General features: G+C 64.9%; 11 protein-coding genes. 4 read left to right on the top strand and 7 right to left on the bottom strand.

Translation table 11 applies throughout. The features are described 5' to 3' along the window. The 3 genes from aqpZ to trpS all read right to left on the bottom strand — a co-directional run. Positions 1-625: aquaporin Z (gene aqpZ / locus VN856_RS06970; RefSeq protein ID WP_325687469.1), on the bottom strand; the 625-nt coding region annotated here is incomplete at its 3' end. Between the two features lie 131 nt (positions 626-756). After that, positions 757-1,785 carry an inner membrane protein YhjD gene (yhjD, locus tag VN856_RS06965; protein ID WP_325687467.1) on the bottom strand — a complete coding sequence of 343 codons (1,029 nt, stop codon included), beginning with the start codon at positions 1,783-1,785 and terminating at the stop codon, positions 757-759. Positions 1,786-1,794: 9 nt separating this feature from the next. Then, entirely contained in the window at positions 1,795-2,811 is a 1,017-nt protein-coding gene (trpS, locus tag VN856_RS06960; RefSeq protein ID WP_325687465.1) for a tryptophan--tRNA ligase, read from the bottom strand. 126 nt (positions 2,812-2,937) lie between these two features. On the opposite strand from trpS, the gene VN856_RS06955 reads away from it, so the two are divergent. Then, a complete protein-coding gene (locus VN856_RS06955) occupies positions 2,938-3,783 on the top strand; it encodes an alpha/beta hydrolase (RefSeq protein WP_325687463.1) in 846 nt (281 codons plus the stop codon). 3 nt (positions 3,784-3,786) lie between these two features. On the opposite strand, the gene VN856_RS06950 is transcribed toward VN856_RS06955, so the two are convergent. After that, positions 3,787-5,268 (bottom strand): FAD-dependent oxidoreductase, encoded by a 1,482-nt coding sequence (locus VN856_RS06950; RefSeq protein WP_325687461.1) that lies wholly within the window; start codon positions 5,266-5,268, stop codon positions 3,787-3,789. Beyond that, positions 5,268-5,672 carry a hypothetical protein gene (locus tag VN856_RS06945; protein WP_325687459.1) on the bottom strand — a complete coding sequence of 135 codons (405 nt, stop codon included), beginning with the start codon at positions 5,670-5,672 and terminating at the stop codon, positions 5,268-5,270. The genes VN856_RS06950 and VN856_RS06945 overlap by 1 nt, the downstream gene beginning before the upstream one ends. A 110-nt stretch (positions 5,673-5,782) precedes the next feature. Between VN856_RS06945 and VN856_RS06940 the strand changes: the two genes are divergently transcribed. Then, the gene (locus VN856_RS06940; protein WP_325687457.1) at positions 5,783-6,349 is read left to right on the top strand and encodes a TetR/AcrR family transcriptional regulator; all 567 of its coding nucleotides are present in this window, start codon (positions 5,783-5,785) and stop codon (positions 6,347-6,349) included. On the opposite strand, the gene VN856_RS06935 is transcribed toward VN856_RS06940, so the two are convergent. Continuing rightward, a complete protein-coding gene (locus VN856_RS06935; protein WP_325687455.1) occupies positions 6,325-6,894 on the bottom strand; it encodes a PadR family transcriptional regulator in 570 nt (189 codons plus the stop codon). The genes VN856_RS06940 and VN856_RS06935 overlap by 25 nt on opposite strands. A 118-nt stretch (positions 6,895-7,012) precedes the next feature. Between VN856_RS06935 and VN856_RS06930 the strand changes: the two genes are divergently transcribed. Next, positions 7,013-7,423, top strand: coding sequence for a nuclear transport factor 2 family protein (locus tag VN856_RS06930; protein ID WP_325687454.1), 411 nt, complete (start codon positions 7,013-7,015; stop codon positions 7,421-7,423). 10 nt (positions 7,424-7,433) lie between these two features. After that, positions 7,434-8,474: an LLM class F420-dependent oxidoreductase gene (locus tag VN856_RS06925; RefSeq protein ID WP_325687452.1), complete on the top strand. Its 1,041-nt coding sequence runs from the start codon at positions 7,434-7,436 to the stop codon at positions 8,472-8,474. Positions 8,475-8,478: 4 nt separating this feature from the next. Here the strand turns inward: VN856_RS06925 and VN856_RS06920 are convergent. Next, on the bottom strand, positions 8,479-9,898 hold a 1,420-nt coding region (locus tag VN856_RS06920; RefSeq protein WP_325687450.1), incomplete at its 5' end, for an NADP-dependent isocitrate dehydrogenase.

Here is a 9,898-nt window from a genome sequence, read left to right as displayed (position 1 = left end):
CACCGTCGCCGTTGAAGAACGCGACAGCGGTCGACCGGGCCGGGTTGACCGACGTGTTGGAGATCGGAATGGCCACCAGGTGGATGATCGTCAGGGTCAAGCCGATCGCCAAGCCCGCGAAGCCTTTCGGGGCCTGCGCGTCGGTCGAGCCGAGGATCACGAACAGGAAGACGGCCGTCAAGACGATCTCGGCGAGGATGACGGCACCGAGTGAGTAACCCGTCGGTGAATGGGTGACATAACCGTTGGCCGCCATGTGGCCCGTCGCGATGAAGCCGGGCTTGCCGAACGCGACGAAGTACACCACCAGCGCACCGAGCAGACCGCCGATCACCTGAGCGATCCAATATCCCGGCAGCACTTTCCATTCCACGCGGCGAGCCAACGCCGCACCCAGCGTGACCGCAGGGTTGAAATGCCCACCGGAGATCGTCCCGAACGCGTACACGCCGGTCAGTACGGTCAGACCGAACGCGAGCGCGACACCGAGATAACCGATGCCGAGCGAGAAGAGATCAGACTGGGCCTTCAGCGAAAAGACCGCGCTGCCAACGCCGCCGAGCACCAGCCAAAAGGTGCCGAGAGTCTCCGCAGCCAGTTTGTGGAAGAGATTTGGAGCTGACATCGCCTACCCGCCTTTGCGTAGCGCAATATATTCCTGCTCCAGAGAATGACATGTCCAGAGACTGACGCACCCTCCCGTGGCCGAATTGTTTCGCGAAAGAAACACCCGCGATGTTGAGTGCGCGGCTGAGGCTATTCTCTGTTGCGCCGCGTGAGCCGGGAAAGGCCCAGTGCCCCAACAGCGCCCACCACGGCTGCGGTGACCAGCTCGCGTGTCTTGAATCCCTCGGTCACCTGCACGCGCGGCGTGATCGTGATGGGCTCGGGCGGCTCTACCGGCGGCGGGTGCGGGCTGTCCGTCGACGTCGCTGCCCATGCGGTGGCGAAGAGCAGTAGCCGTGCCGTCACGTAGGCGAACACCATCAGACCCAGCACAGGTCCGAAAGTGGCACCGGCCGGGCTGTGCAGCACCGATTTCAGATAGATGGTTCCGGCCATCTTGAACAGTTCGAAGCCGATCGCCGCGAGCAGCGCGGCCCGGACGGAACTGACGAAAGGGACCGGATACCTCGGCAACCGGGCGATCATCCAGCCGAACACCAACCACGACAACAGGAATGAGACCAGCAACGAGACCGCGCGAAAGATCGCGTCCAACCCCGGCAGATCCTGAACACCCAGCCACGCCAGCAGTCGGGCCATCGGCGCCGCACCGGCCAGCGCACTGAGCGCGAGCGTGGCGAAAATGGCCACGAACGACGACACCATCGCAACCAGATCGGAGAACTTGGTGCGGATGTATCCGTGCGAACCGTTGCTTTGCCGCCACATCTCGGTCAGCGCAACCCGAAGATTGCTCATCCAGTTCAGGCCGACCCACACCGCCACGCTCAAGCCGATGACGCCGACTGATGCCCGAGCGTCGATCGCCGAATTCATCAGATCGAGCATCTGCTGACCCAGTGCGCCGGGCACCGCGGCCCTGACCTTGTTGTCGATCGCGCTCAACACGGCGGGTCGCCGCGACAACAGGAAGCCGGCGACGCTGAAACCGACCATCAGCAAAGGGAACAACGCGAAGATCGTGTAGTACGTCAGCCCGGCCGCATAAAAGTTGCCCTGACGTTCGTCGTACCAGTCGTTGGCCCGCATCGCATGGTCGAACCAGCCGTACCGCGCCCGCAGCCGATCGAGGATTCCTGGCTTGACCGGCTCGCTCACGATGACCTGCTAGGGACGTCTCGGCAGGAACCCGAGCCGGTCATAAACCCGGTCAACCGTTTTCGCGGCCACAGCATCGGCCCGGGCGGCACCGGTGGCCAGCACTTCCTCCAGTTCTGTTGGATCTGAGAGCAATTCGTCGACCCGGGTCTTGATCGGTGTCACGAATTCCACCACAGCCTCGGCGGTGTCCTTCTTCAAATCGCCGTAGCCGCGTCCCGCGTATCCCCCGACCAGCGCGTCGATGTCGACACCGGTGACGGCGGACTGAATGCTCAACAGGTTCGACACGCCGGCTTTGGCGTCCGGATCGAAGCGGATCTCCCGTTCGCTGTCGGTGACCGCCGACCGAATCTTCTTGGCCGACACCGCGGGAGCATCGAGCAGGCTGATCAAGCCGGCGTCGGTGGCTGCCGACTTGCTCATCTTCGACGACGGATCCTGCAAGTCGTAGATCTTCGCGGTGGCCTTGGGAATCAGGACCTCGGGAACCACGAACGTGTCCGGGTAGCGGGCATTGAACCGTTGCGCGACGTCGCGCGCCAACTCCAGATGCTGGCGCTGGTCTTCACCCACCGGCACCAATTCGGCGTCGTAGGCCAGCACATCGGCGGCCTGCAGCACGGGATAGGTGAACAGGCCTACCGTTGTCGCATCACTGCCCTGACGGGACGACTTGTCCTTGAACTGCGTCATCCGCGAGGCCTGGCCGAAACCGGTGAAACAGCCCAGCACCCAGGCCAGCTGGGTGTGCGCGGGCACATGGCTCTGCACGAATATGGTGCTGCGGCCGGGGTCGATACCCAGCGCCAGATACTGCGCTGCGGTCACCAGGGTGCGACGGCGCAATACGGCGGGATCCTGCGGGACGGTGATGGCGTGCAGATCGACGACGCAAAAGAAGGCGTCGTGGTCGTCCTGCAACTGAGCCCACTGAGTCACAGCGCCCAACGCATTTCCGAGGTGAAGCGAGTCGGAGGTCGGCTGCACGCCGGAGAAAACCCGGCTGGATCCACCGTTACCCATTGACGCCGCTCCTCCTCATCGCTTCGCTCTGCATCGTCGTCGGCGTAGCAGTCATGATGACTTGATCTTTTCACGCGGGCGGCGGCACTCCTTGCGGTACCGGTGGTATCACCTTAATGTCGGCTCATGACCTCCCGCGCCCCGATCCATCTCGGCTCAGGCGAACCGGTGCTGTTGCTGCACCCCTTCCTGATCTCGCAACTGGTGTGGCAGAAAGTGGCACCGCAGCTGGCCGGTACCGGCCGCTACGAGGTGTTTGCTCCGACAATGGCCGGCCACAACGGCGGCCCGCGCGCCGGCACTTGGTTCCTGAGCTCGTCGCTGCTGGCCGACCACGTCGAACGGCAGCTGGACGAGCTGGGCTGGGATACCTGCCACATCGTCGGCAACTCCCTGGGCGGCTGGGTGGCCTTCGAGCTGGAACGTCGCGGCCGGGCACGCACGGTCACCGGGATCGCGCCGGCCGGCGGCTGGACCCGCTGGGCCCCGACTAAATTCGAGGTGATCGCCAAGTTCGTCAGTGGGCTGCCCTTCCTGGCACTGGCCCGCTTGGCAGGGTCGCGCGCGTTGCGGCTGCCTTTCAGCCGTCAGCTCGCCACGCTGCCGATCAGCGCATCACCGGACGGGGTCAGTGACAGCGAACTCGAGGCCATCGCTGAGGACGCGGCGCACTGCCCCGCCTACTTCCAACTGATGGGCAAAGCGCTACTGGGGCCCGGGCTAGTGGAATTGGCGCACACCGCGGTCCCCGCGCACCTGGTGATCTGTGAAAAGGACCGAGTCTTCCCGGCGCCCCGTTCGCACCGGTACTACCAGGCACAGCTTCCCGGCGGAACGCGGGTGACCGAACTCGACGGCGTCGGGCACATTCCGATGTTCGAGGCACCGGAACGGGTGACCGAGGTCATCCTCGCCTTCCTCGACGCACACAGCACGCCGCTGCGCGCGGTCGAGGACCCGCCCGCCAGCTAGGTGTCAGGCGGTCGCGGACACCACGTGTGGACGCGCAGCCGGTGCGGCCCATCGGGCTAACGCGCCAAGCCATTCCGAGCAGTTGGCCGAGTCGCCGGCCCACGCGATGTAGCCGTCGGGCCGCACCAGCACAGCGGGTCCGGAGTCGGCCCGCTCCGCCTGGTGCAGGTCGGTGACGCCGACCGCCGCCCTGCCGCGCTCGCGAATCAGCACGAAGCCGGGCTCGCGCAGCAGCTCGGCCAGCCGGTCGTGGACCAGCGGAATCTGCGTCGCCCGAGTGCCCACGAGCGCGCTTTCGTCTGCCCGATGGGCGTAGCGCAGCGTCGTGCCGGCGAAGCTGCCCGCCACCGCGTCGCGAACCCGCGGAATACGAAGAATTTTGGGCGCCAACAGGTTTCGTATGGCGCGTGCGATCCTCGGACGAAGGGTGACGCCGCGCGCCATCATCCCGGACTGCGACAGGACCCGCTGGCCGATCGGATGACGCTCGTCGTGATAGCTGTCCAGCACCGCGTCATCGGCGCCGGCGAGCACCTCGTCGATTTTCCAGGCCAGGTTCGCGGCGTCCTGGATGCCGGTGTTCATACCCTGCCCGCCCATCGGTGAGTGCACGTGCGCCGCGTCGCCGGCCAGGAACACTCGGCCATGCCGATACTGCTCGACTTGCCGTTCATCACAATGGAATCGGGACTTCCAGCCGACCTCGAGCAAGCCGAGATCGGCCTTCATCGCCTGTGCGAGAACGCGTGCGATTTCATCGGAATCCACCGGCTCGCTGTCGGGCACTTGGTGCTTGCGATCCCACACCATCGCGCGATACCACCAACCGTCCCCCTCGCGACGGTTGTACGGCGCCAAGAACGCGAACTCGTTGGGTGTGCTGCCCAGCGTCAGCCCGCCGCCGGTCGGCCCGTGCGCCAACTTGACATCGGCGAGCACGATCGATGACAAGATCGTCTTGCCGGGGAAATCCACCCCGAGCAATCCGCGAACCGTGCTGTGCGCCCCGTCGGCTCCGATCAAATACTTTGCCCGCCAACGAGTCTGCGGGCCACCGCCGTACGGCCGGGTAGTCACCGATATCTGGTCGGCATCCTGTTCGAGGCCGACGACTTCGAGGCCGCGCCGAATCACCGCGCCCTGCGCGGCGGCGTAGGTATCCAGCGCCTGGTCGACGTTGGTCTGTGGGGTGATCATCGCGAATTGGTAGGGCGAGTCGAGGTGGGTCAGGTCGATGCGGGCGCCGCCGAAAATCGTTACACCGGAAGCCTGGTGCGAACGCGCCAGCAGATCGTCGGCGATTCCGCGGGCATCCAGCACCTCCAGCGTGCGCGCCATCGTGGCGAACGCGCGGCTGGACGGGTTGATCGTCGGCCGGCGCTCCAGGATCGTGACCGACCGGCCCGCTCGTGCGAGGTCACCGGCGGCAGTGAGCCCGGTCGGGCCCGCGCCGACGACCAGGACATCGACGACGTGTGTGGTCATCACGCCACCGCCTCGGGGATTGGGTACCAGCGACGGATGTCGTCCGGCGTGGCAACGGGCCCACGGTTGAACACAAAGCGGCAGCCGGGCTGGGCAACGTGCGCGGCGTTGACAATCATCTCGAACAGCAGCGTGTTTGCGGCCAGCAGTCGCACGCCCGCGCCGATCAGCACCGCGTCGTAGCGCTTGGCCGCCAGCCATTGGCCGGCCTGGTCGGCGCCGGCCTGACCGAACTCGATCAGGCAGTTGTCGACGTCGTAGCCGGCGGCGCGCAGGCCGGCCACGTTCTCCTCGTTGGCGGCGCGCAGCTTTTCTTTCGACAACCCGGGAAACTGCGCGAAGTCAGCCGAGGAGTAATCGATGACGTCCGGGTCGAGCCCGATCTGGATGGCGGTGACGGTCATGAGCGCGACCTCTCCTGGCAGGCGGTTCGGTAAGGCATATCAACAACTGTTGAACTCGAAGCTAGGCGGTTCCTCCGACGATGTCAACAGTTGTTGAATACAATGCCGGGATGCCACCGAAAACGCGCGATGGACGCGATGGTCAGGCCACCCGGGCAGCGATCCTGGACATCGCACGATCGCAGTTCGGCAGCCACGGCTTCGAGCGCACGACCATCCGCTCGGTCGCCTCGGCGGCTAGCGTCGACCCCGCGCTGGTCATGCACTACTTCGGCAACAAGGCCGCGCTCTTCGCCGCGGCCTCGCAATTCGAGATCAACTTTCCGGTTCTCATGGGCGTTGCACCGGATCGGCTGGCCGATGTCCTGCTGCCGGTGTTCGTCGAGGCGTGGGGCCCGCAGGGTCCGCTGCTTCCGCTGCTGCGGGCGGCCGCCACCAACCGGGCCGCCGCGGACGCTCTGCTCACGGTCTTCGTCAGCCAGGTGGCTCCCGCGCTGGCCACCGTCACGCCCGACCGCGCGCCCGAGCGCGCATCCCTGGTCGGCTCCCAACTACTCGGCGTGGCTGTGGCCCGCTACATCCTCGGCGTGCCGCCATTGACGGCCATGTCCGACGCACAACTCGTCGAGTGGCTGCGCCCGGTCATCGCGCACTACCTGACCGACCCGGCGCCCTGACGCTGCTCGATGATCGTCAGCGCCCGCTCGGCCCAGCGGGCGTTTTCTTCCTCGTAGGAAATCCCGCGCATCAGGGTCAGGTACGGCCCTATCCGCGGCGCCGTGGCCAGAAATTCGTCTTCGCTGCGGCCGTCGAGAATACGGTCGCGCAGCCGTTCGTAGCGCTGCACCTTCGCCTCGGCCCGGTCGCGGCGTTCGACGATGAGGTCACGAACTGCCGCAGTGTCGCCGACGTCGAGTGCCTGCACTTTGACGAGCAGTTCGTCGCGGATCGCCGACGGCTTAGGCGGCCTCCCGGTGAACTGCCGAATCTCCTCATAGCCCGCGTCGGTCAGCGAGAACATCCGCTTGTTCGGCCGGCGCTCCTGCTCGACGATGCGCGCCTGGATCAGGCCCTGCGCGGAAAGACGTTCGAGCTCGCGATAAAGCTGCTGCGGTGTGGCCATCCAGAAGTTCGCCACCGAGGCGTCGAAGTCTTTGGCCAGGTCGTAGCCGGACGACTCGCCCTCGAGCAGCGCGACCAACACGGCGTCACGTAACGACATTCGGCGATAGTACATCAGGTAATAGTCAAAAAATTGATTATTAGTCTATGGACATACTCGGCTCGACGTTCTACTGTCGAGCTCACCTACTCAACAAAGTGACCATCAGAGGTATCCGATGCATCCCTTCCGCAAGGCAGTCGAAGAACGCGACGAAGCGGCGATGGCGGCCCTGCTCGCCGACGACGTCGTATTCACCAGCCCGGTGGCGTTCAAGCCCTACGTCGGCAAGCCGATCACCGCGGCGATCCTGCGCGGCGTGCTGCGCGTCTTCGAAGACTTTCGCTACGTCCGCGAGATTCACGACAGCGCAGGCGGTAACCACGCGCTTGAGTTCGAGACCGGGATCGCGGGCGCACCCGGCGTGACGGTCAACGGTTGCGACTTCATCCACGTCAACGACGACGGCCTGATCGATGACCTTAAGGTGATGGTGCGACCGCTCTCCGGTGCGACGGCGTTATCCGAAGCGATGGCCGCACAATTTCCGAGAATCCAGCAGGAGGCCGTCGAGGCCTCGACGGCATAGGGAGCCAGGCATGCGAATCGGGCTAGGGATCAACTACGCGGGCGGCTTCAAAGAGGTGGCCGCCGAGGTGGCCGACCTCGAGCGCGCGGGTTTGGACATTGTCTTTGTCCCCGAGGCGTATTCGTTCGACGCGGTAAGCGCCCTCGGATACCTGGCCGCCAGCACCGATCGTGTCGAGCTGGCATCGGGCATCCTCCAGCTCTACACCCGCACACCCACGTTGACCGCGATGACGGCCGCCGGTCTGGACTATGTCTCCGACGGCCGGTTCATCCTCGGCCTGGGCGCGTCCGGCCCCCAGGTGATGGAGGGTTTCCACGGCGTGCCCTACGACGCGCCCATCGCACGCACCCGGGAGGTCATCGAGATCTGCCGCCAGGTGTGGCGGCGCGAGACGCTGCGCTATGAGGGCACCCACTACACGATTCCGCTGCCCGCCGAACAGGGCACCGGCCTGGGCAAGGCATTGAAGCTCATCAATAAGCCCGTCCGCGAACGTATTCCAGTGCTGATCGCCGCGCTGGGACCCAAGAACGTCGAGCTGGCCGCCGAGGTCGCCGAAGGTTGGCAGCCCATCTTCTTCCTCCCGGAGAAGGCGCAGGACGTCTGGGGCAAGGCGCTGTCGACCGGAAAAGCGAACCGCGACCCGGCTCTGGGCGATCTCGAGGTCTTCGCCGGTCCGACCCTGGCCATCGGTGAAAACGTCGAGCCGCTCAGGGAAGTGGTGAAGCCGCACTTGGCGCTCTACATCGGCGGTATGGGTGCCAAGGGCAAGAACTTCTACCACACCCTGGCCACCCGATACGGCTATGGCGAAGCGGCAGACCGCATTCAAGAGCTCTATCTGGCCGGCGACAAAGAGGCAGCCGCCAAGGCCGTTCCCGACGAGCTGGTGCGCGACGTCTCGCTGATCGGAGCGCCCGGGTTCGTCAAGGAACGCGTGGCGGCCTTCCGTGAAGCCGGGGTCACCACGTTGAACGTGGTGCCGATCGCCGGCACGGCCGCCGAGCGGGTCAAGCTGATCGAGACGCTTCGCGGCCTGGTCGACTGACCGATCAGTCGCGCGCCTCAGCCAGCGCCGTGTTGAGCGTTTTGCTCGGCCGCATCACTGCGGTGAGCTTCTCGTCGTCCGGTCGGTAATAGCCGCCGATATCGACCGATTCGCCTTGCGCTTCATCGAGTTCGGCGACGATGGCGTCTTCGTCCTTGCCCAGTTCCTCGGCCAGCGCGGCGAAGTGCTTGCGCAATTCCTCGTCGTCGTGCTGCGCGGCGAGTTCCTGCGCCCAGTACAGCGCCAGGTAGAACTGGCTGCCACGGTTGTCGAGCTCACCGGTCTTGCGCGACGGACTCTTGTTGTTGTCCAACAGCTTTCCGATCGCATCGTCGAGCGTCTTACCCAGGATCTTGGCCCGCTCGTTGCCGGTCTTGATTCCGATGTCCTCGAAACACGCTCCCAGCGCCAGGAATTCGCCGAGTGAATCCCACCGTAAGTGGTTCTCCTCGACCAGCTGGTGGACGTGCTTAGGCGCTGAACCGCCCGCTCCCGTCTCATACATTCCCCCACCGGCCATCAGCGGCACGATGGACAGCATCTTGGCGCTGGTGCCCAGCTCGAGGATCGGGAACAAGTCAGTGAGGTAGTCGCGCAGGATGTTGCCGGTGGCGGCGATGGTGTCTTGCCCGCGGATGGCGCGCTCGATCGTGTGCCGCATCGCGCGTTCCTGCGACATGGTCTGGATATCGAGGCCCTCGGTGTCGTGGTCGGCGAGGTAGGTGTTGACCTTCTTGCGCAGCTCGTACTCGTGCGGACGCTCCTGATCCAACCAGAACACCACCGGCATGCCAGAGTTCCTCGTCCGGGTGACCGCCAGCTTGACCCAGTCGCGGATCGCCGCGTCGGTCACGATGGGCATCCGCCAAATGTCGCCGGCCTCAACATTTTGTGTCAGCAGCACTTCGCCGGTCTCGAGGTCGACGATGTCGGCGATACCGTCTTCGGGGATCTCGAACGTCTTGTCGTGCGACCCGTATTCTTCGGCTTGCTGTGCCATCAGGCCAACGTTGGGCACGGTGCCCATTGTTGTCGGGTCGAACTGTCCGTGCGTCTTGCAGAAGTTGATGATCTCCTGATAGATGCGGGAGAACGTGGACTCGGGGTTGACGGCCTTGGTGTCCTTCTGCCGACCGTCGGCACCGTACATCTTGCCGCCCGCGCGGATCATCGCCGGCATCGACGCATCCACGATTACATCGCTGGGTGAGTGAAAGTTGCTGATTCCCTTGGCCGAATCGACCATAGCCAGTTCGGGGCGGTGCTCGTGGCAGGCGTGCAGATCGCGGACGATCTCGTCATGCAGTGACGCGGGCAGGGTCTCGATCTTGTTGTACAAGTCGACCAGTCCGTTGTTGACGTTGACGCCGAGTTCGTCGAACAACTCCTGGTGCTTGGCGAAGGCGTCTTTGTAGAAGATCTTG

Origin of the sequence: Mycobacterium sp., assembly GCF_035603715.1 — a bacterium.
GTDB lineage: Bacteria > Actinomycetota > Actinomycetes > Mycobacteriales > Mycobacteriaceae > Mycobacterium.
Note: the sequence above shows the minus strand (reverse complement) of the source record. Positions and strands in the feature narration are given on the sequence as shown.